The sequence below is a fragment of the Brumimicrobium sp. genome, from assembly GCA_023957385.1.
GTDB lineage: Bacteria > Bacteroidota > Bacteroidia > Flavobacteriales_D > Crocinitomicaceae > Brumimicrobium.
The window spans coordinates 952184-976751 of record JAMLGZ010000001.1 but is presented as its reverse complement, the minus strand read 5'-3'; the positions used below and the strand labels follow the sequence as shown (position 1 = coordinate 976751).

Below are 24568 nucleotides of genomic sequence, written 5' to 3'. Positions count from 1 at the left end.
TCGTATATTCGGAAAGTTTTATGTACTTAACACTAACAGAAAGACTAATGAAATCAAAATTATTACTCGCTATTTTTATATCAATTATAGGGTTCTCTACCAGCCATGCTCAATTAGACAAGAAGAAAGAAGGACTTCGTATTGGTATTGAAGGAAATATCCATCAATCTAACATTAGAGGCATTCATAGTTTCTCAAAAGGACGTTTTTCTCCTGCTATTGGCTTCTTTGTTAAAATTCCATTTCAAAGAAGTTTAGGAGAAGGAATGACTAGAGATGCTAGCTTTTATTTCTCCCCTATGATTGAGTACTGCATGAGTGGTGAAAATGATAAATCTTCTAGAGGAACTGTTAATTATAATAATGATTATGTACAAATTCCGCTTCTATTTGACTATGTGTTTGAATTAGGAAGAGTTGGATACCGTAATATGTGTATTAGCTTCGGACCTGTTATTAGTTATGCCGTAAATAACAAAATATATGGAAATATAAATGAAGTATATAAAGGAAAATCCGCTACTCTTGACGTACTCGAACAGGCACATTCAAGTTTCAATAAATTAGATGTAGGTGCCACAGTCAGTATAGGTTATCGTTTAAATCCGCTTATCGAATTATTTGTGCGTTACGACAATGGTTTCATGAAAGTGTATAAAGATTATGACAAACATTATACTTTCAATTACCGACTAGGCATAGGAACGAAGTTTTTAATAAAATAATAAGTGGTGCATTTAGAATAAGATACAGACTGTAATCTTAGACCTCGACACTCCTTCGTTCGTCGGAATGACAATTGTGAATTATTTCTATTTCTTGCATCTTAACAAATTAAATACAATCCAACAACAGTATTTTACTTGATTTTGTATATGCACAATAGGTTAAAATAGCAAGTCAATAATTTTATTTTAACATTTTTCATACTATATTTTTATATTTTTACGCACTCAATTAATTACTATGAATAGAAGAGTTGTTATAACTGGGATGGGAGCATTAACTCCTATAGGGAATACAGTTGAAGAATTTTGGAAAAACGCTATCAATGGAATAAGTGGCGCAGCACCTATTCAATCTTTTGACGCATCAAAATTTAAAACGCAATTTGCATGTGAATTAAAGAATTTTCATGTAGAAGATTTCCTAGACAGAAAGGAGGTTAAAAAATATGATCCATTTACACAATATGCTCTAGTCACTGTTGCAGAGGCTATAAAACAATCACAAATAGATCCTACAAAGATTAATCTCAACAGAGCTGGTGTTATTTGGGGCTCAGGAATGGGAGGGCTTCACACATACGAAAGTGAATTAAGAGATTATCACACCGGAGATGGAACGCCTCGATTTAATCCGTTCTTAATACCAAAAACATTGGTAGATATTGCTGCAGGTGTTATCTCTATGCAATATGGATTTAGAGGAGTAAATTACTCACCCGTTTCTGCTTGCGCTACTTCTACAACTGCAATCATTGATGGATTTAACTATATTAAATGGAATAAAGCAGATGTTATTATTTGTGGTGGTTCAGAAGCTGCTATCACTCCAGCAACGATTGGAGGATTTGGTTCCATGAAAGCTCTATCAACACGCAACGAAGAATATGCCACAGCATCTCGCCCATTTGATATAGATAGAGATGGATTTGTTATGGGAGAAGGTGCTGGAGCTTTAGTTATTGAAGAATTAGAGCATGCTAGAGCAAGAGGCGCAAAAATAATAGCAGAAATTGTAGGTGGAGGGATGGCAGCAGATGCTTACCATTTGACCAGCACTCATCCTGATGGGGCTGGGGCAATATTAGGAATGAATCTAGCCATCGAAGAAGCAGACATTCAACCAGATGATGTGGACTATATCAATATGCATGCTACCTCTACTCCAAATGGAGATATTAGTGAAATCAAAGCGCTGAAAGCTGTTTTTGGAGAAAGAAAATCCTTACTAGTAAGTGGAACTAAATCTATGACGGGTCACCTACTAGGTGCTGCTGGTGCTATTGAAGCTATTTTATGTATCAAAGCTTTGCAAGAACAAATAGTACCACCCACCATTAATGTTCAAAATATGGAACCTGAGTGCAAGGGCTTATATGAATTTCCAATAAATAAAGGAATTCAAGCACGTATTGAATATGCGTTAAGCAATACTTTTGGTTTTGGAGGACATATTGCTGCCACTCTGTTTAAACGCTATGAAGAATAAGTCTGTTTTAAAAGAAACTCATTGAGTTATATTAAAACACTCTTAAAAATAGAATGGATGTACCTTAACACTCTTTCCAGTAACAATCATTGCTGGGAATGGCATTTTCACATGATTAATAGCCTTAAATATAACATGTAGCCATTTTTTCTTAGTAGGTATCTTTTCAAAATCAATATCTAAAGAGAATAAGAATTGGCTTTGCGCATAGAATGTTTTCGGTGGAGCATTATCAGAATAATAGGTATATATATCTGCTTGTCCATGTAATTTCTGATCTATACTGTATCCAAAACTGAAACTTATCCATTTGGGAAATCTAGAAGAGGAAGAAAGAAAACTACCTGGACTAATACTCAACCAATATGTTTGTCCATTATAATCTTTTAAAATACGTTGCATAAACGTACTTCCAAGCACTTCCTGTCTGTATTTCGCATAGGGCGACAAATGAGCACTAAACTTCAATTTAATTCGTTCTTCTTGCCACGCTAATTCTTGCCACACATTCCAAGCAATTCCAAGTGAATTAGCTCCAATATCGCTCCATGAAAATCCCCAATTAGTTGAGAAACCATCCAATATTTCTAAAGTAGCCATATACCCAAAAGAAATAGACGAGCCAATCAATAGACTTTGATTGCGCGTAAGTCCCGACCATCGGTATAAAGCAGACATATTTTTTGCAATCATATTTCCAGTAAAAGCATGACCCATTTTATCCATACCACGCCATTCTTTGGAATCATTAAAAATATGCATTTTATTAGACCAGCTGTCTTTATACCAGACACCTTGTAAACCAACAATACTTCCTACCCATCCCGTCCCCACAACACTACTTACCCAAATAGTCCTCTTCTTATTAAAGACTGTATCATTCTCAAAGAATTTTTGTGCATTACCAACAGAGAAAGAAAAAAGAAGCAGTATTAAGAGTATATTTTTCACAGGATAAAGATAGGAAATAAAAAAATCCCGATTCATGAATCGGGATTTTTAGTTATGTCATGTGAGGTAATTATTTTTTACCTTCCATTTTTTCTTTTAATTCAGCTAATGCATCGATATCACCAAGAGTTGATTTCTCAGTTCCACTGTTTACATCACTTACTGATTTTGAAGATTTAGCTTTTGCAGGTTTTTTAGTTGTTACCTCATCTTCTCCTTCCTCGAAAGTTCTTAAATGAGAAACAATAATTTTCTTACCTGATTTATTAAATTCTATTACTTTAAAATCAAGAACTTCCTCAATCTTAGCATTAGAACCATCTTCTTTTTTCATGTGTTTAGAAGGACAGATACCTTCAACACCGTAAGGTAGTGCAATGATACCAGACTTATCTTTTAAGTCAGTAACAGTTCCTTGGTGTACAGATCCCTCTTGGAAAATTGTTTCAAACACATCCCATGGGTTTTCTTCCAATTGTTTGTGACCCAATGAAATTTTACGGTTTTCTTTATCAATTTCAAGAACAACCACTTCCATTTCATCACCAACTTTACAGAATTCAGATGGGTGTTTAATTTTCTTTTGCCAAGAAAGGTCAGAGATATGAATAAGTCCATCAACTCCTTCTTCTAATTCAACGAATACACCAAAGTTTGTGAAATTACGCACTTTAGCTGTATGTTTAGAATCGATAGGGTATCTAGCTTCGATATTTTCCCATGGATCTGGCATTAATTGTTTAATCCCTAGAGACATTTTACGCTCATCACGATCTAAAGTCAATACAACTGCTTCAACCTCATCACCAATTTTTAAGAAATCTTGTGCAGATCTTAAGTGCTGAGACCAACTCATTTCAGATACGTGGATTAAACCTTCAACACCTGGGGCGATTTCAATAAATGCACCATAATCAGCTAAAACAACTACTTTACCTTTTACTTTATCTCCCACATTTATGTTAGCATCTAAAGCATCCCAAGGATGTGGTTGTAATTGTTTCAATCCTAATGCAATACGTTTCTTTTCATCATCGAAATCCAAGATAACCACATTAATCTTATGATCTAACTGAACGATTTCTTCTGGATGATTTACTCTACCCCAAGAAAGGTCTGTAATATGGATTAATCCATCTACTCCACCAAGGTCAATAAACACACCATAAGAAGTAATGTTTTTAACGATACCTTCAAGTACTTGACCTTTTTCAAGTCCAGAGATAATTTGTTTTTTCTGTTCTTCAATTTCAGCCTCGATTAGAGCTTTGTGAGAAACTACTACGTTTCTAAATTCTTCGTTAATTTTAACTACTTTGAATTCCATGTTCTTTCCAACATAAACGTCATAGTCTCTAATAGGTTTAACATCAATTTGAGAACCTGGTAAGAAAGCTTCAATACCAAATACATCTACGATTAAACCTCCTTTTGTTCTACATTTTACATAACCCGTAATAACCTCTCCAGTTCTAAGAACTTCATTCACACGCTCCCAAGCATAGTGCATACGAGCTGTTTTATGAGATACTACTAATTGGTCATTTTTATCTTCTAATGATTCTACGTACACTGGAACTTCGTCACCTACTTTTAAATCAGTTTTATAACGAAATTCGTTAGAAGCAATAACTCCTTCTGATTTATAACCAATGTTTACAACTACCTCACGATCAGAAATAGAAACTACAGTACCTGTAATTACCTCTTTCTCGTTAATAGAAGATAAAGTTGCTTCATACTTATCAGCGTATTCAGCATGTTCTGCTTTGGTATATCCTTCATTTGACAGAGCTTCCCAGTCAAAATCAGCATTCCCTTGTAAAATTTGTTTTTTAGCCATATTGGCGATTTTAAATTTGTATTTCAAACAACCCTATAAGTTTGAAAGAAATTAATAATATACTGTTCATGTAGGGTTTACAGTATTTTTTATTGGGGTGCAAAGATAAATCATTTTATATTGATTACCAAATGATTTAAAAGAATTTAAAATAAAAAATCCGATACGATGAACGCATCGGAATAATCATCATCTATTTCAGAAAATATTATTTCTTAATAACTTCTTGGATTTCTTTTAACAACTCGGCCTCATCCATAGCTCCCAACATACGCTTCACAACCTTCCCGTCTCCATTAATCACCAATAAAGTAGGATATGCAGCTATTTGGTATCTTTTAGCAATTTCTAACCCTTCTCCTTTTTCCATATCCACTTGTAAATTAATAAAATTTGCATTAAATACTTCTCCAACTTTTTCTGCGCGGAAAGTTGTTCTTTCCATAAATTTACATGGACCGCACCAAACAGTATAAGCATCCATAAATATCAATTTATTCTCTTTTTTCGCTTTCAGTAAAGCATCTTTAAAAGTAATATTTTCAAATTTGATTCCTGGTTTTTCATCAGCCTTAGGGCTTGAAACCCACGTAAAGGAGGTGAGTATAAAAAATATAACGATAGATAAAACTCCAAATACTTTCATATATTTATATTAATAATAATTAATTGCGAAATTAAACTTATTTTTTGCAAATTTAAGTTTTGAACGACACAAATTAAAGCAAAGTTCATGCCCAAATAATATGATAAATGTGCTACAAATAGGGGATTCTGCAAATGAAATTGAGAAACTTCATACATTTTTGGATGTATGGAATAATGAATCATCTATCATTTCACAAAAAACATCTGGTTCTACAGGCTCTCCAAAAACCATTGAAATACCAAAGTGGAAAATGGAAGCTTCGGCTAAAATGACGGGAGAATTTTTAGAATTAGACAAATGTAAATCTGCATTACTCTGTATTTCTATTGATTATATTGGTGGGAAAATGCTAGTTGTACGCGCTCTCACCTATAATCTCAATTTATATGTCTGTTCTGTAGATAGCAATCCACTCAAAAACATTAATCATTCCATTGATTTTGTTTCAATGGTACCTATTCAGTTGGAAGAAACTATCAAACAAAATCCCGAAAAATTAAACCTCATCAAGCACCTAATCATCGGAGGTGCACCAGTCTCAGAGAGTTTAATATCACAGATTCAAAAATTTTCTTGTAATGTATATTCGACTTTTGGAATGACCGAAACAATCTCTCATATTGCTCTAAAAAGTTTAAAACAGTTAAATAGTAATTTTCAAGCAATTGGGAAAACTACTTTCACAACTGAAGATGATTGCTTGACTATACATAGTCCAGAATTGGGAATAGAAAATCTAAAAACAAACGATATCGTACGACTTATAAATTCAACATCTTTTCAATGGTTAGGAAGGTCCGATTTTGTGATTAATTCAGGAGGGATTAAAATAAGTCCCGAAATTGTGGAACAGAAATTACATCAACTCCTTCCCCCAGAGAGTTTTATCATCAGTTATTTGCCAGATGTAAAACTAGGACAGAAAGTGATTTTCATTGGAGAGGAAAGAATTAATAAAGTTAATCTTCAGGAACAAATTGATATTTTGGTAGATAAATACGAGCGGCCAAAAGTTTATTTCTTCCTTCCTTCTCTCATAAAAACGGATTCAGGGAAAATCGATCGAAACAAAACAACACAGGCTATTCGATGAGTGCTAAATACTATTTTGACATATTAGAAATAGCTCCAACAAAGGACGAAGAAATCATCAAAAAGGCATATAGAAAATTGGCTCTTCAATATCACCCCGATAGAAACCAATCAGAATCAGCCATGGAAAAATTCATCGAAATCAATGAAGCTTATGAACAAATTCTATACGCCTTAGATAAACTGAAAAGCAAACAATCAGTATCACCATCAACAACCCATTCCGTTCGCTATCGAAAAGCAACTCGTGAAGAAAAAATTGCATTCGCACGCAAACAGTATGAACGCATGAAGAAGCGTACGGAAGAAGAAGATAATGTCTATTTTGTTAGCCTAACTACTGGTAAGAAATGGCGTTATTTTCAAATCGTACTCTCTGCGAGTTTAGGTATTTTATTTCTTCTATTATTAGATATCGTTATATTAAAACATGTAGAAGAGGAAGTATATATTATAAAACCAAACACTATCCTAGAAGGTAAATACAGCGAACTTTCCCGTACTTCATTCTCCAATGGGCAACATCTATTCTTATCAAAAGACATCATCAGATTGATTGGAGAAAACCCCATTCAATTACGTAGGACACACATTTTTAGAGAAATTATAGACCTTCATCTCATGAAGGAAAATAAAATCTATACTCTTCAACCAGAATACGGTATCTACAATTACCTATTCCCATTGATTATCGCTCTACTCTTACCTAGTTTTGCTTATCTAAAAAAAGGAAAAAACGTCACCTTTAGCTTTCTTTTTAACCTATCCATTTATGTCCTTCCTTTCATTTACCTCATCTTCTTATTCCTCAACAATAGATGGGTACACCTATTTACACTAGGGTATTATTAAAACTGCTCATTTAACATCTTCCACAAATCATGTACGGGTAAGCCCATCACATTATAAAAACAGCCGTTAATTTTCTCTACCCCAACCATTCCAATCCACTCTTGAATTCCATAAGAACCAGCTTTATCAAATGGTTTAAATTCTTGCACGTAATAGATAATTTCCTCATCAGATAAAGGTTTGAATGTTACTTCAGTCACCACAGAAAATGCCATTTCCTTATCAATACTATAAAGATTTACACCTGAAACAACCTTATGTGTATTACCTGATAATTTTTTTAACATCTGAATAGCATCTTCTTCTCCTGTTGGCTTACCAATTATTTCATCATGAAGCAAAACAACTGTATCAGAAGTTAATAATACTTCGCCTGGTTGAATAGAAGTTTTCAAAGGTTCTGCTTTCAATTTTGCTAAATACAAAGGTACTTCAGTTAAAGAAAGAGAAGTTGGATATATTTCATCCACATCAACCTTGCGTATCTCACATGATACACCTAAAGATTCAACCAACTGCTTGCGCCGCGGTGAAGACGAGCCTAGAATAATTTTTTTTGAAAACATGGGATAAAGGTAAAATGATTTTAATCAGTTTAAACAAAATTTATATATTTTAAAGAACAATTTCATAGCACTAATTCAATATATTTGATTCTTAAATAAGAATACTAAGTATTCAAAAAATTAAACCACTTATGAAAACAAAACTCACGCTTGTCTTTTTGACTGTATTCACCTATTTCTCTTTGGCACAATGGCAACCAACTAAAGGTTTGTATAGTGGAAGTGCCTACTCTGTTATTATCAGTAACAATGAAATAATTACAGGTACAGATGGTGTAATATACAAATCTTCCGATAACGGAGTAACATGGAGAAGAAGTAGCAATGGTTTACCTTCTGTAATTACATACATTCGTAGTTTGGTAAAAATTAATAACCGAATCGTAGCTGGAACGGATGCTGGTGTTTATTATTCAACCGACAATGGAGATAATTGGATTTCGAGTGGTTTATCTAATACCGTATCAGTTTACGATATAGCAATAAAAGGAAGTGATTTATTCATTGCTACCAACCAGAATCCAGTTTACAAATCAACAGATGACGGTTCTACATGGACTGCTTTAGATTTTAGCAGTTTCCCAAATCCAGATATTATGACTTGCTTGACCGTTAAAGGGAATGATTTATACACCGCTGGTTATGGTGGAACAGTTTATAAATCCACTGATAATGGTGTAAATTGGACTCAATCTTATTCAGGCCCTCCTTTTTACGTAATTCTTACTATGGTTACAGCTGGAAATGACATTCTGTTTGGAACCGATGGAGGTGGTATTTTTAAAACTACTAATGATGGGGAAATTGGGTATCAACGAATAGTGGATTGAATTCATCCGATGTCATTTATGCATTAGGCGTGAATGGCAATACAGTTTACGCAAGTAATAATAGCAATGGTACATTGTACAAAACTACAGACAACACAAATTGGAGTGCTGTATCAATGGGAAATAGTTATCCAACCAAAACAAATTATCAAGCTTTTTATAAAGATGGAAGCTCTTTTTATGTTGGAAGCATTGGTTATAAAGGACATGGACTAGGGTATAATGGGTGTGGTATCTATAAAACAGATGATGATGGTACAACATGGCAACATCTTGGACTCACTTCAAAGCCAGTGACTGCAATCGATATTTCTGGTGACAACATATTGGCTAGTACTGAAGACCCGACCTATAATTCAAGTCAACTTTCACTCTTCAAGATCACAGAAAGTGACAATGTATGGAGTTATAGTATGGGCGGATTTGATGCAAGAAGTGTTACAACAGTAAAGGCTAATGGAGCAAATGCTCTTTTATTTGGTCAAGATAATGATTACCAGACATTTTACGGTTATCGTTCTACGAATAACGGTATGAATTGGTCTCAAGTTGGTGCAACTCCGAATGGTGGATTACCAAAAACTATTGCATTTGCGGGTTCCATCATCTATATAGGGGAACAATATGTTTATGTAAGTACAGATAATGGAAACTCTTGGTCTTCCGTAATTACAGGTTTACCCTCATCTGCTTATCAAATTAACTCACTCATTGTAAAAGGAAACCAATTGTATGCTGGAACAAAAGATGGGATTTATAAAAATACAGTTGGACAAAATTCATGGACTGCCATTAATAATGGCTTAACCAATATGTTTGTTAATTCACTTCATGCGTATGGAGACACCTTATTTGCAGGAACACAAGGCGGTGGTGTATTCCGTTCGATAGATGATGGAGCGAATTGGAGTGATGTAAGCAATGAAATTCCGTTATTCTCAATTGTAACAAGTTTTACCTCTTGGGATAATTATGTAGCTGTTGCTACATCTGATAACGGGGTATATGTAACTCCAAACAACGGAGATTATTGGGAAGCGATTAACCTTGGACTAGCAGATACTTCAATTACATGTATGACAGTTAGTCCAAATTACGTGTGGGCAGGAACAAATGAAATGGGGGTCTGGAAAAGAGATAAAGCAGATATTGTTGTTACTGCTCCGGCTACATCACATATTTCTAATTTCAAAGAAGAACCTTCTATTCAAATTAATCCCAATCCGATAAAAGATATCTTCACTATACAACTACCATCAGAATTTCAAAATAAAGAGAATGAAATTTTTGTATATAACTTAATGGGAGAAATTATTCTACAACAGAAACTAATTCATACTTCCTTAGAAGTAGATGCATCTACTTATCCTGCTGGAGCCTATATTGTGAAGATTCAATGTCCTCAGAAGGTATTTACAAAGATGATGGTAAAAGAATAAACTAAAAGGAGATAATAATAGCCCACAACCAAGGTGTTAGGAGTCCTAATGCCATGGCAAGTTTTAGTAAATTACTTACAGAATGAAGATTCTTCTTATCGACTGTTTTCATAAGTAAGAAGATGGTATATATTACAGCAAATGCACTTAAGATAAGTGGAGAAATCACCCAATTCCCTCCTAAACCTAATTGAAAGTAGTTTACAATAAAAGAAACAAATGCCAAGAATATAATAAGTAGTAGAACTGTCAGTCCTTTTGCAACATTCATTCCCCAAACGACTGGAATAGAACGAACGTGATAGACTTTATCTCCCTCGACATCTTCCATATCTTTCACTATTTCTCTGGAGAAATTTAGCAAAAAAGCAAAAATCGATATGCCACCTGAAAAAAACAGAGAAAAACTAGTATTAATTGGAAAGCTGAAAGGAAAAGGATTAGTCATTACGATATCCTTTAATGTGAAAAAATAAATTCCGACCAACATAGGAACGATTGCTGTTAGAATAGAAACCACTAAATTACCTGTAACAAGCCATTTCTTTATATATACAGCATACAACCAAAGTAAAATAACTGTTGCTAATGGCACACAAAGAAATACTATTTCATCCGTTTTAAACCAAACATACATTGCCAATTGAATAGCAATAAAATTTAGGCTTCCATAGAGTATGAGTGCTTTCCTCTTAGAAATAAAAGTATCAACAATTAACTTTTTAGGCTTATTCAATTGATCTATCAATATATCATTGATATCATTGATAATGTTTCCCGCAGCAGCAATAAAAATAACTATCAATACAAGAGCAAAGAAATCAAAACTATATAAGACATAAGACTGACTAGCTAGGTTATCAAAATAAAAGCCCAAACCATACATGGTAAGGGCTATAATAAGTAAGTTTGAAATACGTATCAGTCTTAAAAAAGAAATCATTTGATTATTCTATATTCCGTACGTCTATTTTCTTGATGTGCCTTTTCTTTAGCTTCCTCTGTGGATAGCTTAGATATCTCGTTATCTGAAATGATTGGTTGTGTTGCCCCATACCCTTTATAAGTCAAACGTTTTGCTTCCACTCCTTTTTCAATCAAATAATCATACACGGATTTAGCTCTGTCTTCTGACAATTTCTGATTGCTTTTGGCATCACCACGTGTATCTGTGTGTCCACCAACTTCAACATGAATAGCAGCATTTTTAATAAGTAAATCAGCTAATTTATTCAGCTCTACAAAAGACTCAGGGCGAAGTGTAGATTTATTTAAGTCAAAGAATACATTGGCTAATAAAATAGGCTGGTTGTCTGTTAGTGGTACCATAGGCACATCCATGTGAACAGCATCTTCACCTTCCGTCATGTCGAAATTCTTAGAAAAAAATGCATAACCAGGATAAGAAACACTCAAAGCATATTGTTTTTTAGTGGGAAGTGCCACCAAAAATTCACCTGTAACAGGATCAGCTTTAGACTCTACCACGGTTTTCCCATTGGATAAGTCCACCAACTCAAACTGCCCTTGAATCGGCTTTCGGGTCACAGCATCGTACACCAAACCTTCAAAATAGGTTGTCTTAATAGGTCGTAACTCTTTGGGTAATTCAAAATAATAAATATCTAAGTCACCCTCTCCTCCGGGTCTATCAGATGCAAAGAATGCCACATCTCCATCTGGACCAACTAGCAAGGAATTTTCATTATCCTCTGTATTAATTGGATATCCCAAATTGATTGGATCACCCCATTTCCCAAGGGGGTCTTTGCGTGACATAAAAATATCACTCCCTCCTAAACCAGTATGGCCATCTGAAGCAAAATACAACGTTTGCCCATCTGGGTGAATCAACACAGAAGTTTCCATACCAGGAGTATTAATATTATCAGGAAGAGGCGTTGCTCTTCCCCAAGAGCCATCTGCCAGTTTTTCACTCATAAAGATATCACTATGGGCAGTTCTTCCAGAACCAACCTTACGAATAAAATAAAGCGTTTTTCCATCTGCAGCTAAAGAAGGTTGTGATTCCCAGGAATATGTATTTACATATCCAGGCAAATTCACTGGATCAGACCATTTATTTCCAATTCTTTCAGTTACAAATAAATCACAACTCCCCTTTCCTTCACGGTAATCACCATAGCTTCCAGTTTCATCAGCACAAGCAACAAAAATCAAAGTTCTTCCATCAGCTGAAATGGTTGGTGCACCTTCATTACGAATGGTATTAATATTACTTGGCATAGGAACAGCCCTTCCCCACATTCCATCAGGAGTTAATTCAGAAACAAAAAAATCTTCTTGCCCTCTTGGTCCACGCTGTGAAGTTTCCAATTCACGCGTAAATAGCATCGTTTTCCCATCCACAGTGATTGTCGGGAAGTATTCTGGGCGATTGGTATTGATTCCTTTCCCTATATTTTGAAGCTTTATATCCAATGGATGATTGTACGCGTATTTAGAAAACTCAGCATCTTCTTTAATAATTTGAGCTGCTCGCATAACAAGTTCAGAGATTCTCCTATCACGACTATTAATCACCAAGTCACAATAGGCAATTGCATCATCAAATTCTCTATTTTTTATTTGTAAATCAGCAATATCAATATAAAGTTGTCCATTTAAATTTGCAGTTGGGCGGATTTGTAGGGAGCGTTTGTAGTGATAAACAGCCTCTTTACTTTTTCCTGATAAGCGATAAAACTCCCCTATCAATTGATGTGCCTCCAAGAAATTTTCATCAATTTTTAAAGCTTTCTTTAAGATTTCAATCCCATTGCTATAATTAGGCAGCCCAGTATTCACATTAATATTTTGATTGGGTGCTCTTTGCGCTTCTTCATATAATTTGATTGCTTTTTTGCTTTTAGTTCCATATCCCATTTGAGCAGTAGCGCAACCACTAAACATTAATGTTATAAGTAGGAAAGAAAGAGTAATTAGATTTTTCATATTTTAAGGAATATTCATGTATTTATGTGTCTGTAAAGAGATTCTCCACTTTGGATTTTTCTTTATATATTCAATTATCAAAGGCAACATCTGTGCCTCTTTTGACCATTCTGGTTGAAGATATAGGAGACATTTGTCATTTACTTGTTGAGCATGTTCTTCTGCCCACTTCAAATCACTTTTATTAAATACAATGACTTTAAGTTCGTCTGCTTTTTTATATGCTTCTTCTAAGGGTGCTTTAAATTTCTTCGGAGAAAAACAATACCAATCTACCTGTGCGTCTAAAGGATGTGTTCCCGAAGTTTCAATAGCCACTTCTTTCCCTTCTTTATGAAGCGCATCTACCAAAGTTTCAAGTGAATACATCGTGGGCTCTCCTCCTGTCAACACCACAAAATCAGCGGGAGCTTTTTTCACTCCCTTCATAATCTCATCGATGTTCTTTTGTGCATGTGCAGAAGCATCCCAACTTTCCTTCACATCACACCAAACACATCCCACATCACAGCCTCCTGTACGAATAAAATAAGCCGCACGCCCTGTATTAGCTCCTTCACCCTGAATAGTGTAAAAAGTTTCCATAATAGGCCAACTTGTGCGCTTGGATGAGTTCTCGTTTTTCATGTGTCCAAAAGTAATGAAAAGGAATGAAACAAGCTGAAAAAACAGTATCTTTGTAGAAAGAGATATGAAAAATAAACTCAATTCATATAATCCATTTACACTATTCTCTATAGAATGGACACAAAACTTGCTGTTTATTGTATTTATCTTTATTGTTTCACTTCCTTTGTATGTTCAAACCTTACACTGGATAAGCCACCTAAAAGAACACCATTGTCAAGAGAAGTCTATTCATTTTGATAGTCAGTCTGAAGAATGTAACTATTGCGATATGCTTCCTCTTTCTTGGGATGATACACTTGATTTTTCCACAAATGAAGTAAATATTTACTCCCCTATTCTGTACACTTCTCATTATACAGAAAGTAAGTATCTTGCTCAAATCTTTCATTTTCAACACCGTGGACCTCCTGTAATATAATCTAAAGGGACATCATTTACGCATTTTCCGCTTCAATATAAAGATTATAATACTCAAATTACATGATAAAATATATAATTTTACTAGTGTATCTAATAAGTACACTTACTTTGTTTGGACAACAACCCCAAGGAAATAAGTCCACTCTCAAAGGAATAATACAAGACAGCAAAAGTAAAGAACCTATTTTTGGTGCAAAAGTATATTTCCCTGACATAAAAAAAGGTGCTACCTCAGATTTTCAAGGACAATACTTTCTCGAAAATTTGCCTAAAGTTAAATTACTTGTTAAAGTTACTGCAACAGGATATAAGGACTTTTCCCAAATTATAGACCTTACAGAAATTACTGAGTTTGACATTGAATTGACAGAAGCAGTTGTAGAGAAAGAATTGGATGAAGTAGTGGTAACAGGCGTTTCCAAGTCCACAGCTAGAAAAAAAATGCCTTTGCCTATTTCTACACTTTCAGCTAAAACATTAAAGCAAATTACTGCCTCGTCCATTATTGAAGCGCTTACAGTCATTCCTGGAGTTTCTACTATTTCAAGTGGACCCGGAATTGCCAAACCTGTTATTCGTGGATTAGGTTATAATCGCGTGGTGGTTATCAATAATGGAATTCGACAAGAAGGGCAACAATGGGGTGATGAACATGGAGTTGAAATTGATGAGTTTACTGTAGATCATGTGGAAGTGCTAAAAGGTCCAGCCAGTTTAATTTACGGAAGTGATGCCTTAGCTGGTGTTATCAATTTTCTCCCAGCTCCCTCCCCAGCAGATGGGCAAATTAGAGGAGGAGTGATTTTCAACTATCAAACAAATAACGATTTATTAGCTGGTTCTGTAAACATCAGTGGTAATCAAAAAGGTTTCATTTGGGACTTACGCTATTCCCAAAAGGCAGCTCATGATTATAAAAACAAATACGATGGATATGTATTCAATTCCCGTTTTCAAGAGAATAACATCCTAGCAACCATAGGTCTAAATAAATCATGGGGTTTCTCACACATTACTTTTAATCGATATGAATTTACACCAGGCATCATCGAAGGAGAGCGGGACAGTATCGGACAATTCATCAAACAAATTAATAATCAAGGAAATGGTGAAGAGAGCGCCATAGAAAAAAAGGATTTTTTATCCTATAAATCATACGTTCCTTTCCAGCGTATTTTCCACTACAAGGTAGTTTCTCAAAATTTATTTATGTTAGGCGAAGGAAGGTTAAAAGCAATTATAGGTTGGCAACAAAATCAACGGAAAGAATTTGAATCTATCCTAGATGAAGATAAATACGGTTTATTTCTATCTATGCACACTTTCCACTATGATTTTAGATATACTTTACCTGATATCAAGCATTGGGATATTTCATTTGGAATGAATGGAATGTATCAGAGTTCACTGAATAAAGGTGAAGAATTTCTAATTCCAGATTATAATCTTTTTGATTGGGGAGTATTTGCCATTACTTCTAAGTCATGGGAAAAATTAAGTTTTAGTGCAGGAATTCGTTATGATTTAAGAACTCAACATGGAAAAGAGTTATGGTTAGATTCTTTAAAATCTCCCACCATACATCCTACGGCTGATGATTTCAAACAATTCACTTCTTTTCAACAATTGTATCAATCCATTTCTGGAAGCATAGGTTTAACCTATCAGATAACATCTAATTTATACACCAAAATCAATTTAGCCAAAGGGTTTAGGGCTCCGAATATTGCAGAACTTTCAGCAAATGGCGTACACGAAGGAACTTCAAATTACATCATTGGAAATCTCGCTCTAAAACCTGAGAATAGTTGGCAAGCAGATTATGCTTTTGGTTGGAATACAGAGCATGTCAATGGTGAGATCACTCTTTTCTATAATTATATTCAAGATTATATCTATTACCATCAATTGCTTAACAAATGGGGCGGTGATTCACTTACTGAAGGATATAAAACGTATCAATATACTTCAGCGGATGCACACTTATGGGGAGGAGAGATAAGCATAGATTTACATCCCCATCCTATCCATTGGTTACATTTCGAGAACACCTTTTCCTACGTGCAAGCGAGACAAATAAATTCTTTGAAATATATCCCATTTATACCTGCACATAAATGGGGATCTGAACTACGAGCTGATATTAAAAAGATTGGAAAATGGGGTGAAAACCTTTATTTATCATTTGGAATTAGTCATTATTTTAAACAAGATGAAATATTAACCGCCTATAACACTGAGACAAAGACTCCTAGTTACACACTGCTTCACGCTGGAGTGGGAATAGACATTGTTCATCATTCCAAGACACTATTTTCTATACGTATCAATGTAGAAAATATTACTAATACAGCTTATCAAAATCATTTAAGCAGACTTAAATATTTGATGATCAATCCTGCCAACGGAAGGCAAGGAATTTATGATATGGGGAGAAACTTCAGTTTTAAAGTAATCATACCCATACCGATAAAAAGCTAATTACTTTGTTTCCTGAAATATTTTATCAATCGTTTTGTATGAAATGGAATGGTAATGTGGTCTTGCTTTCTCATATACTTCTTTACCCCATTCCCTACTTTCTTTTGAGTGCTTAGCTAATTCTATATAAAGTGGTTCCAAGAATTTTCTTCTTCCTACTTTAATAAGAAAAGCTTCCATTTCAGGGCGTATTTCCATATATTCATTCTGAATTCCCAATACAAACCATTCTGTCATAATCTCAGCATTTCCACTATCTCTGAAATGGAGTTGTGCGTCAATTTCTGCCATTTTCTCAACTGATAATTTCCCGTCGAAAGCACGAATAAACGCCAACCACTCTTGAGTAATTTTATCGCTTCTTTTTATTCCGACAGGTAGTTTACCTCCATCTTGAATAGACTTCGCTAATTGTTGAACCAATTCAAAACGTTCTGAAGTAATTTGAACACAATTTGCAGGAATTCCTTCTCCATAAACCCATTCATCTACATCAAAATCTACATTGTATTTTTCAATTAAGTTCTTATTTAAATAAGCCACAAATTCTTCAGTAGTAAGCGTTTCAAATTGGAAATTATGGAAATAATTCTTTAAGAAATCATCGAATTTTTCACGTCCAACCAAATTTTCAATTGTTTTTAATAAAAAGGCTCCTTTAACATAAGCAATATCCGTCATACCATCATCGGGGTCTCTATCATGTAATTCCAATTTTAGACGTGTATCTTTGCCATTACCTGTAGCCATCATCTCGTCAACACTTCTCTGTAATTCTTGGAATTCAATTAAAGCCAACATATCTGCAATTTCTTTTCCATAAACACTTTCCATGATACGGTTTTCAAAATACACAGTAAATCCTTCATTCAACCAGAAATCATTCCATGTCGCGTTGGTCACCAAATTCCCTGACCATGAGTGAGCTAATTCATGTGCAACAACAGAGACTAAGCTACCATCACCTGCGATTAAAGTTGGAGTAGCAAAAGTTAAACGTGGGTTTTCCATTCCTCCATACGGAAAAGAATAAGGCAATACTAATACATCATATATTTCCCATAAATAATCGCCATACATAGCTTGAGCTGCACTAATCATCTTAGGAATGTCTTTGAATTCATCTCTTGCCTGTTTAATCATATATGGTTCTGCATATACACCACTATTATCTGATAATTTAGCATACTCCAATTCCCCTACTGCTAAAGCGAGTAAATAAGAAGAAATAGGCTGCTTCATCTGAAAAGAATACTCACCATTTGCATTTTTCTCAACAGGATTTGTAGCACTCATAACAGCTAATAAATCCTTTGGTACTTTTACGTTTGCAGTATAGGTAAACCTATTTTTAGGCGTATCCTGAATAGGAATCCAAGAACGTGTTAAGATAGCTTCTCCTTGCGTATATAAGAAAGGGTATTTCCCGCTTCCTGTTAAACGAGCATCCAACCAATCCAATGCATCTGCATCCTGTGTAGTGGAATAATAAATATTTACAAATTGAGTAGTAGAATCAATATCAATAAATAAAGGAGCTCCCAACAAATCATTATAGGTTCCTATTTTAAAAGTAGTTTCTTGTTCACTTCCTTCAGGACCTAAGGTTATTTTTTGAATATCCAGTCCTTTGACATCAAAGATTGCACTATTGGTTCCATTATTAATCATCTTGTGTCTAGCCACTCCTTCAATCACCTTCTTATCAAAATTTACGGTAATATCTAAGTGCAAATGAGTCGTATTTATCTCACTGATATTGCTATAGCTGTGATTCTCTACAGGGCAACAAGTTAAATCTTTTTCTTGATTTTCTTCTTGTTTTTGTTGACAGGAGAAAAGCAGAATTGATGTAAAAACAGTTACAATAAGGGTAATTCTTGACATAATTATAATCGATAAGAATCCAAAAATAGAATTTAATAATTAAAATCGTCAAATAAATAGATGAATCTATTACATTTAACGCTTAATGTTCGGATTACTTCTACAAAATTATTTATATACATATTTTCAGACCATCCTATAACTCATTCTATTTTAAATACTTATTTTCGCCATTCAAATTTTAAAGCATGAGTCCAGCCGTTGGGATAGAAAGACAAGTATTAGGACATCCAAGTGGATTGTTTGTATTATTCTTTACAGAAATGTGGGAGCGTTTCTCCTTTTATGGAATGCGTGTTCTACTCATACAATATCTTACGGCGGCAGTTATTTTTGGGGATTCTCATTCTGGTTTAGGATGGACGGTAGAATCAGCTTCAGCGCTCTATGGAACTTATGTCATGTTACTATACATCACACCGGTTTTTGGTGGTATTATAGCTGATAAATTATTAGGCTCATGGAAATCTGTAATTGTGGGCGCTTTAATCATGACATTAGGTCATGCTTTTATGGCTATTGAAAGCAATGCTACCTTTTTTGCTGGACTAACATGTTTAGTACTTGGAACAGGGTTCTTCAAGCCAAACATGCCTTCCATTATTGGAGAAATGTATAAACACTACCCCAAAAAGAAGGATGGTGGATATACCATTTTCTATATGGGTGTGAATGCTGGAGCTTTCTTCGGAATGATGCTATGTGGCTATTTTGCAGAACGCTTTGGATGGCATATTGGATTTGGTCTTGCAGGAATATTTATGTTATTGGGGACTCTTCAATTCTGGTTATCTAAATCACTCTTTGGAACCATCGGAGATTTAAAGAAGCATGACCAGCATAATGAATCTGATGATCAAATTGCACATCCTGATGAAAAAATAAGAAACCCATTCAAAAAGATGGATATTATCCTAATCCTTGTTGTAAGTGTTTTGGGAATGATGTATGCTTTTAACGACCCTATCTCTAAAAATATTCCAGAGATGGATATGTTTAAGTTTTTAGATATCAGCAAATCAAATGGAAGTGTATTTAGGGGACAGTTTATTGTAATAATTGGAACACTTTTATTATTCTTTACATTATTAATTACACGAATTGTACGCTATGGCAAAGTGGTACGAGATCGGATGTTTGGGATTATATTACTCGCTGCCTCATTGATGTTCTTCTTTATGAGTTTTGAACAAGGAGCATCTTCTTTGGTAATTGTTGCTCGAGACTACATTGATCGTACTTTAGAAGGAAACGCACTTTTAACATTCAATATAGTAAACTCCTTACTAGCGGTTGTTCCGTTATCTATTATCTCATGGGTACTCATCACTTTAGCTAAAAAAACTTGGGATAAAATTAAATGGTCAAATATCATTTTATTTATCTGTTTTGCATTGATATGGACAGCAGTAATCACCATGTTGTATAGAGAATTTAATGCTGAATCATCAGAAATCACGGTTTCTTGGTTCTCTACTTTAAACTCTTTTTTTATAATCCTATTGGCTTCTAGTATTAGTAAGATTTGGGATTCTAAGTACAATCCATCTGTAGCCTTTAAATATGGTTTTGGACTTATCTTCGTAGCTATTGGTTTTTTAATCTTAGCTTTAGGTTCATGGGGAATTGCTGAAGGAGTTAAAATATCTATGTTATGGCTAGTATTAACCTATTTATTCCACACAATTGGAGAATTATTTATTTCACCTGTTGGACTTTCGTATGTGAGCAAACTCGTTCCAGGGCGTATGTTAGCATTTATGTATGGGATTTGGTATTTAGCTATTGCCATCGCACAAAAATTGGCAGCTGTTCTAGGAGGACAAGTAGAAATCATTAAAGAGAATTATTCTTTGGGTCATTTTTTCTTATTATTTACGCTCATTCCATTAGGGGCCGCTATACTGATTATGCTTCTACATCCTTTATTGAAAAGATTACTCCACGGCGTAAAATAGAAAGAAAAGTATAATCAGCTGACTATCTTCTAATTAGTCTATATATTTATCAACATAATCTGACATTTGTCAACTTTAATCTAAATTTCCTACTCTGGAATGGCTTTTATATTTTAATTTTTATAGTTTTACCGACTCTAAACTATAAATGAATATGAGCAACGAAACACAAAAACAAGGACACCCTAAAGGATTATACAGTTTATTTTTTACTGAAATGTGGGAACGCTTCTCCTACTATGGAATGCGTGCCTTATTAACCATTTTCCTAACCGCTGAATTAGCAACAGGAGGCTTTGGACTTGATCGTGCAGAATCATTACAAGTTTACGGTATTTTTACAGCTTTAGTTTACCTTACTCCTATTCTAGGAGGATGGTTTTCTGATAATGTTTTAGGTCAGCGCAAATCTATCTTAATAGGTGGTATCACCATGGCTATAGGTCAGTTTATGCTAGCATTTAGCTCTTCTGCTCAATTTATTAGCAACCTTGATGATCAGAAATTCTTCTTCTACATGGGATTAGGGGTTTTAATCTTAGGAAATGGTTTCTTTAAACCTAATATTTCTACCATTGTTGGTAATCTATATGAAAATGACGATCCTCGCAAAGACGGTGGTTTTACTATTTTCTATATGGGTATCAATATCGGTGCTTTTCTATCTCCGTTCATCGCGGGGACTTTGGGTGAGAAATTTGGATGGCCTTACGGTTATCTTTCCGCTGGTATTGGTATGTTAATCGGTGTGATTTGGTTTCACGCTCGTAGAAGTACACTAAATGATTTAGGGCTACCACCAAAAGCCTATAAAGAAAATAGAACAGATCTTATAACAAAAGACTGGATGGATATTATTATTTACTCTATCGTAAATGTAGCTATCGTTATTGCTACTATGATCTTCTGGTCTAAAACAGGAGATATCGTGCATGAAATTGTTATTTGGGCAGCATTAATTGGAGGAATAGGATTTCTTGGCAAATCAATTGCCAGTGGCACATCTGGAAAAACAGAATGGTCACGTGTTATGGTTATTTTAATCTTAGCTTTCTTCAATATTGTTTTCTGGGCAGGATTTGAACAAGCAGGTGGTACCTTTAATCTATTTGCACAAGAAAATACGGATAGAGTAGTATTTGGTTTTGAAATCCCAACTACGTGGTTTCAAAATGTAAACCCTATCGCGATTGTTACATTAGCACCGCTATTCTCCATATTATGGGTGCAATTGGCAAAACGAAAGTTAAATCCACGAACTCCTATCAAATTTGCGATAGCTATGTTTATTGGAGCAATTTCTTTCTACATCATGACATTAGCTACAAAGAGTGCAGAAGGTGGAAATCTTGTTAGTCCAATGTGGTTAGTAGTAGTCTATGTACTCTTAACTTGTGGGGAGTTAATGCTTTCTCCTATTGGATTGTCTATGGTAACTAAATTAGCACCACAAAAAACTGTTTCAATCATGATGGGAATCTGGATGGCAAGTTTTGCATTAGGTAACTATTTGGCTGCCACTTTAGAACAAATTCTTGTAAAATACGATTTTGATTTATATACGTTTATTACCTATTTAATGATTGCTTCAGGAGCTGGGTTACTTATACTATCCCGATTCCTAAACAAATCTATGAAAGGAATTCACTAAACTAAAAGATGACATTTCAAGAAGGTTGCAACATATTGCAACCTTTTTTTATTGTTAAAAATTCCTTTTATTCATTTTCATTCCTACTTTTACATTCATATAATAAAACAACTTATGAGTAATATATCAAAAACCCTAACTCTCGAAGAGATACACAACTTCAAAGGAAAATATCCAAAACAATTATGGTATTTATTCTTATCTGAAATGTGGGAGCGTTTCTGCTTCTATGGAATGCGAGGAATGCTAACAGTATTTATGATTGACACAGTATATGGATTATCCATGACTGAAGAAACTGCTCAACTTCGCTACGGTGCAATTCAAGCTTTTATATACGCTTTTACCTTTGCTGGTGGTTTATTTGCTGACAAAATTATCGGCTTTCGAAAATCACTGTTTTGGGGTGGTATTATGATGATTACAGGTAGTGCCATTCTGGCTCTCAATCCTCATGATTATTTTTTGATTGGAATTAGTTTTACAGTGATTGGCACTGGTTTCTTCAAACCCAATATTTCCACCATGGTAGGTTTATTATACAGAGATGGAGACAACCGCAGAGATGCCGGATTTTCCGTATTCTATTCAGGAATAAACATTGGGGCTTTACTTGGAGGAGCTATCTGTGTATATGTAGGAAAACATTATTCCTGGAATTTAGCATTTGGATTTGCGGGAATTGTCATGACTATCAGCTTACTAACTTTTCTTTTCACACAAAAGAGAATGGGACCAATTGGACTCTCCCCCCTTTTAAACAATGTGCCACATGAGAAAGAGTTAGACATTGACGGAACAGCTACTGCTCCTGTAGAACAAGAACTTGTCGAGATTAAAATTCAAAAGAACAAACGCTGGCAAGAATATGCTGTATATGTTGGCTCTTTGCTAGCTATTCCATTGATTTACATGATGGTGGAAAACACCCGATATACCGATTTATTCATGTATATCGTAGGACCTTTGGCACTTATCTATTTCTTCTTTGAGATGACAAAACATTCATGGGCTGAACAAAAGAAACTCATAGCTGCTTTACTATTTATCATCTTCTCTATCTTATTTTGGGGAATCTACGAACAAGCAGGAGGTTCACTTAGCATTTTTGCACTCAATAATTTAGACGATGATTTTATGGGTATTCTAAAAATGGATCCTAATAGCGTAAACAATGCCGCAAATGCTTTATTTGTTATCATATTCGCCTTTGTTGCTAGTTTTGTTTGGTTAGCTTTAGCCAAACGCAAAATAGAACCAAATACAGTAGTAAAATTCGGATTAGGATTTTTGTTCTTAGGTGCTGGTTTTTATGTTTTCTATGCGATGCGATTTTTTGCTTCGGAAGCGGGTGTTTCTAGCCTAAACATCTTCATCTTAGCTTATTTGATCGTAACCTTAGGAGAACTTTGTTTGTCACCCATTGGGTTATCCATTATGACCAAGCTATCACCTAAATCTATGCAAGGGATGATGATGGGATTTTGGTTCTTAGCTAGTGCTTATGGACAATATGTTGCAGGACTTTTCGGAGCCAATCTTTCCAAAGGAAATGAAGGCAGTTCTAATTTTGACAAAATGATGAATTACACCGCAGGATATAAGCAATTTGCTATATATGCCTTAATAGCAGGTGTGATACTTATTCTAATCTCTCCATGGATTCGAAAATTAATGCAAGAAGTAAAATAATATGAAAAAAATATCATTCCACTTGGAAGGTGAATACATTGAATTAATTCAATTACTCAAAGCCACACAGATAGCACAGTCGGGTGGGCATGCCAAAATGATGGTGGAAAACAAAGAAATCATCTTTCAAAATGCAATTGAAACTAGAAAAAGAGCTAAAATACGAAAAGGAGAACAAGTTCAAGTAAAAGACACCTGTGTCATTTCTGTCGAATAAATACTGCATTTGCCCTATTACTACACATATATTTTTTATATATGTTTGTATAAAAAGAAAATAATCAGTTTTCATAGTGTTCTTAATTGAATGCAGGGGTACTCAGAAATGAGTGCCTTTTTTTTTATACTAACGAGCATAATACACAAATTGACACTACATAAGAAATAATTATACATCAAATGTCGTATTGTACAGCTCTTATTTATATATGACATTTGTAGAAAGAAAGAGTAAGGAA

General features: G+C 34.6%; 20 protein-coding genes. 12 read left to right on the top strand and 8 right to left on the bottom strand.

Features of this window, described 5'->3' with window-relative positions:
- Nucleotides 1-47: 47 nt before the first annotated feature.
- Nucleotides 48-725: a PorT family protein gene (locus M9897_04250; protein ID MCO5268090.1), complete on the top strand. Its 678-nt coding sequence runs from the start codon at nucleotides 48-50 to the stop codon at nucleotides 723-725.
- A gap of 241 nt (nucleotides 726-966) precedes the next feature.
- A complete protein-coding gene (fabF, locus tag M9897_04245) occupies nucleotides 967-2214 on the top strand; it encodes a beta-ketoacyl-ACP synthase II (protein MCO5268089.1) in 1248 nt (415 codons plus the stop codon).
- 42 nt (nucleotides 2215-2256) lie between these two features.
- On the opposite strand, the gene M9897_04240 is transcribed toward fabF, so the two are convergent.
- The 3 genes from M9897_04240 to M9897_04230 form a co-directional block, all read right to left on the bottom strand.
- Entirely contained in the window at nucleotides 2257-3201 is a 945-nt protein-coding gene (locus M9897_04240) for a YfiM family protein (protein ID MCO5268088.1), read from the bottom strand.
- 34 nt (nucleotides 3202-3235) lie between these two features.
- Nucleotides 3236-5008: a 30S ribosomal protein S1 gene (gene rpsA / locus M9897_04235; protein MCO5268087.1), complete on the bottom strand. Its 1773-nt coding sequence runs from the start codon at nucleotides 5006-5008 to the stop codon at nucleotides 3236-3238.
- Nucleotides 5009-5216: 208 nt separating this feature from the next.
- Nucleotides 5217-5654, bottom strand: coding sequence for a thioredoxin domain-containing protein (locus tag M9897_04230; protein ID MCO5268086.1), 438 nt, complete (start codon nucleotides 5652-5654; stop codon nucleotides 5217-5219).
- 100 nt (nucleotides 5655-5754) lie between these two features.
- Between M9897_04230 and M9897_04225 the strand changes: the two genes are divergently transcribed.
- Together M9897_04225 and M9897_04220 are read left to right on the top strand one after the other, a co-directional pair.
- A complete protein-coding gene (locus M9897_04225) occupies nucleotides 5755-6750 on the top strand; it encodes an AMP-binding protein (protein ID MCO5268085.1) in 996 nt (331 codons plus the stop codon).
- Nucleotides 6747-7601, top strand: coding sequence for a DnaJ domain-containing protein (locus M9897_04220; protein MCO5268084.1), 855 nt, complete (start codon nucleotides 6747-6749; stop codon nucleotides 7599-7601). Before M9897_04225 ends, M9897_04220 begins: the two co-directional genes overlap by 4 nt.
- Here the strand turns inward: M9897_04220 and M9897_04215 are convergent.
- A complete protein-coding gene (locus M9897_04215) occupies nucleotides 7598-8167 on the bottom strand; it encodes a Maf family nucleotide pyrophosphatase (protein ID MCO5268083.1) in 570 nt (189 codons plus the stop codon). The genes M9897_04220 and M9897_04215 overlap by 4 nt on opposite strands.
- A 131-nt stretch (nucleotides 8168-8298) precedes the next feature.
- Here M9897_04215 and M9897_04210 point away from each other — a divergent pair, with 131 nt between their 5' ends.
- Together M9897_04210 and M9897_04205 are read left to right on the top strand one after the other, a co-directional pair.
- Nucleotides 8299-8997, top strand: coding sequence for a YCF48-related protein (locus tag M9897_04210; protein MCO5268082.1), 699 nt, complete (start codon nucleotides 8299-8301; stop codon nucleotides 8995-8997).
- The gene (locus M9897_04205; protein MCO5268081.1) at nucleotides 8994-10436 is read left to right on the top strand and encodes a T9SS type A sorting domain-containing protein; all 1443 of its coding nucleotides are present in this window, start codon (nucleotides 8994-8996) and stop codon (nucleotides 10434-10436) included. The genes M9897_04210 and M9897_04205 overlap by 4 nt, the downstream gene beginning before the upstream one ends.
- Nucleotide 10437: 1 nt before the next feature.
- On the opposite strand, the gene M9897_04200 is transcribed toward M9897_04205, so the two are convergent.
- Genes M9897_04200 through M9897_04190 form a run of 3 tightly spaced genes read right to left on the bottom strand, consistent with a single transcriptional unit; the run spans nucleotide 10438 to nucleotide 14018 of the window.
- Nucleotides 10438-11379, bottom strand: coding sequence for a UbiA family prenyltransferase (locus M9897_04200; GenBank protein MCO5268080.1), 942 nt, complete (start codon nucleotides 11377-11379; stop codon nucleotides 10438-10440).
- Nucleotides 11376-13391 (bottom strand): OmpA family protein, encoded by a 2016-nt coding sequence (locus M9897_04195; protein ID MCO5268079.1) that lies wholly within the window; start codon nucleotides 13389-13391, stop codon nucleotides 11376-11378. The genes M9897_04200 and M9897_04195 overlap by 4 nt, the downstream gene beginning before the upstream one ends.
- Before the next feature lie 3 nt (nucleotides 13392-13394).
- Nucleotides 13395-14018, bottom strand: a complete 624-nt coding sequence (locus M9897_04190) for a 7-carboxy-7-deazaguanine synthase QueE (GenBank protein ID MCO5268078.1) — start codon at nucleotides 14016-14018, stop codon at nucleotides 13395-13397.
- 64 nt (nucleotides 14019-14082) lie between these two features.
- Between M9897_04190 and M9897_04185 the strand changes: the two genes are divergently transcribed.
- Entirely contained in the window at nucleotides 14083-14439 is a 357-nt protein-coding gene (locus tag M9897_04185; protein ID MCO5268077.1) for a hypothetical protein, read from the top strand.
- 62 nt (nucleotides 14440-14501) lie between these two features.
- Entirely contained in the window at nucleotides 14502-16922 is a 2421-nt protein-coding gene (locus M9897_04180; protein ID MCO5268076.1) for a TonB-dependent receptor, read from the top strand.
- On the opposite strand, the gene M9897_04175 is transcribed toward M9897_04180, so the two are convergent.
- Nucleotides 16923-18809 (bottom strand): M1 family metallopeptidase, encoded by a 1887-nt coding sequence (locus M9897_04175; GenBank protein MCO5268075.1) that lies wholly within the window; start codon nucleotides 18807-18809, stop codon nucleotides 16923-16925. It lies immediately after the preceding gene.
- 188 nt (nucleotides 18810-18997) lie between these two features.
- Here M9897_04175 and M9897_04170 point away from each other — a divergent pair, with 188 nt between their 5' ends.
- The 4 genes from M9897_04170 (at nucleotide 18998) to M9897_04155 (ending at nucleotide 24327) form a co-directional block, all read left to right on the top strand.
- Nucleotides 18998-20767, top strand: coding sequence for a peptide MFS transporter (locus M9897_04170; GenBank protein ID MCO5268074.1), 1770 nt, complete (start codon nucleotides 18998-19000; stop codon nucleotides 20765-20767).
- Nucleotides 20768-20921: 154 nt separating this feature from the next.
- Nucleotides 20922-22418, top strand: a complete 1497-nt coding sequence (locus M9897_04165; GenBank protein ID MCO5268073.1) for a peptide MFS transporter — start codon at nucleotides 20922-20924, stop codon at nucleotides 22416-22418.
- A gap of 114 nt (nucleotides 22419-22532) precedes the next feature.
- Nucleotides 22533-24110, top strand: a complete 1578-nt coding sequence (locus M9897_04160) for a peptide MFS transporter (GenBank protein ID MCO5268072.1) — start codon at nucleotides 22533-22535, stop codon at nucleotides 24108-24110.
- A 1-nt stretch (nucleotide 24111) separates the two neighbouring features.
- Entirely contained in the window at nucleotides 24112-24327 is a 216-nt protein-coding gene (locus tag M9897_04155; GenBank protein ID MCO5268071.1) for an RNA-binding S4 domain-containing protein, read from the top strand.
- Nucleotides 24328-24568: the final 241 nt, after the last annotated feature.

Bases quoted from the DNA above. Each gene is read 5' to 3' on its own strand.
- M9897_04250 (MCO5268090.1), top strand. From the start codon at position 48: ATGAAATCAAAATTATTACTCGCTATTTTTATATCAATTATAGGGTTC.
- fabF (MCO5268089.1), top strand. From the start codon at position 967: ATGAATAGAAGAGTTGTTATAACTGGGATGGGAGCATTAACTCCTATA.
- M9897_04240 (MCO5268088.1), bottom strand. From the start codon at position 3,201: ATGAATCGGGATTTTTTTATTTCCTATCTTTATCCTGTGAAAAATATA.
- rpsA (MCO5268087.1), bottom strand. From the start codon at position 5,008: ATGGCTAAAAAACAAATTTTACAAGGGAATGCTGATTTTGACTGGGAA.
- M9897_04230 (MCO5268086.1), bottom strand. From the start codon at position 5,654: ATGAAAGTATTTGGAGTTTTATCTATCGTTATATTTTTTATACTCACC.
- M9897_04225 (MCO5268085.1), top strand. From the start codon at position 5,755: ATGATAAATGTGCTACAAATAGGGGATTCTGCAAATGAAATTGAGAAA.
- M9897_04220 (MCO5268084.1), top strand. From the start codon at position 6,747: ATGAGTGCTAAATACTATTTTGACATATTAGAAATAGCTCCAACAAAG.
- M9897_04215 (MCO5268083.1), bottom strand. From the start codon at position 8,167: ATGTTTTCAAAAAAAATTATTCTAGGCTCGTCTTCACCGCGGCGCAAG.
- M9897_04210 (MCO5268082.1), top strand. From the start codon at position 8,299: ATGAAAACAAAACTCACGCTTGTCTTTTTGACTGTATTCACCTATTTC.
- M9897_04200 (MCO5268080.1), bottom strand. From the start codon at position 11,379: ATGATTTCTTTTTTAAGACTGATACGTATTTCAAACTTACTTATTATA.
- M9897_04195 (MCO5268079.1), bottom strand. From the start codon at position 13,391: ATGAAAAATCTAATTACTCTTTCTTTCCTACTTATAACATTAATGTTT.
- M9897_04190 (MCO5268078.1), bottom strand. From the start codon at position 14,018: ATGAAAAACGAGAACTCATCCAAGCGCACAAGTTGGCCTATTATGGAA.
- M9897_04185 (MCO5268077.1), top strand. From the start codon at position 14,083: ATGAAAAATAAACTCAATTCATATAATCCATTTACACTATTCTCTATA.
- M9897_04180 (MCO5268076.1), top strand. From the start codon at position 14,502: ATGATAAAATATATAATTTTACTAGTGTATCTAATAAGTACACTTACT.
- M9897_04175 (MCO5268075.1), bottom strand. From the start codon at position 18,809: ATGTCAAGAATTACCCTTATTGTAACTGTTTTTACATCAATTCTGCTT.
- M9897_04170 (MCO5268074.1), top strand. From the start codon at position 18,998: ATGAGTCCAGCCGTTGGGATAGAAAGACAAGTATTAGGACATCCAAGT.
- M9897_04165 (MCO5268073.1), top strand. From the start codon at position 20,922: ATGAGCAACGAAACACAAAAACAAGGACACCCTAAAGGATTATACAGT.
- M9897_04160 (MCO5268072.1), top strand. From the start codon at position 22,533: ATGAGTAATATATCAAAAACCCTAACTCTCGAAGAGATACACAACTTC.
- M9897_04155 (MCO5268071.1), top strand. From the start codon at position 24,112: ATGAAAAAAATATCATTCCACTTGGAAGGTGAATACATTGAATTAATT.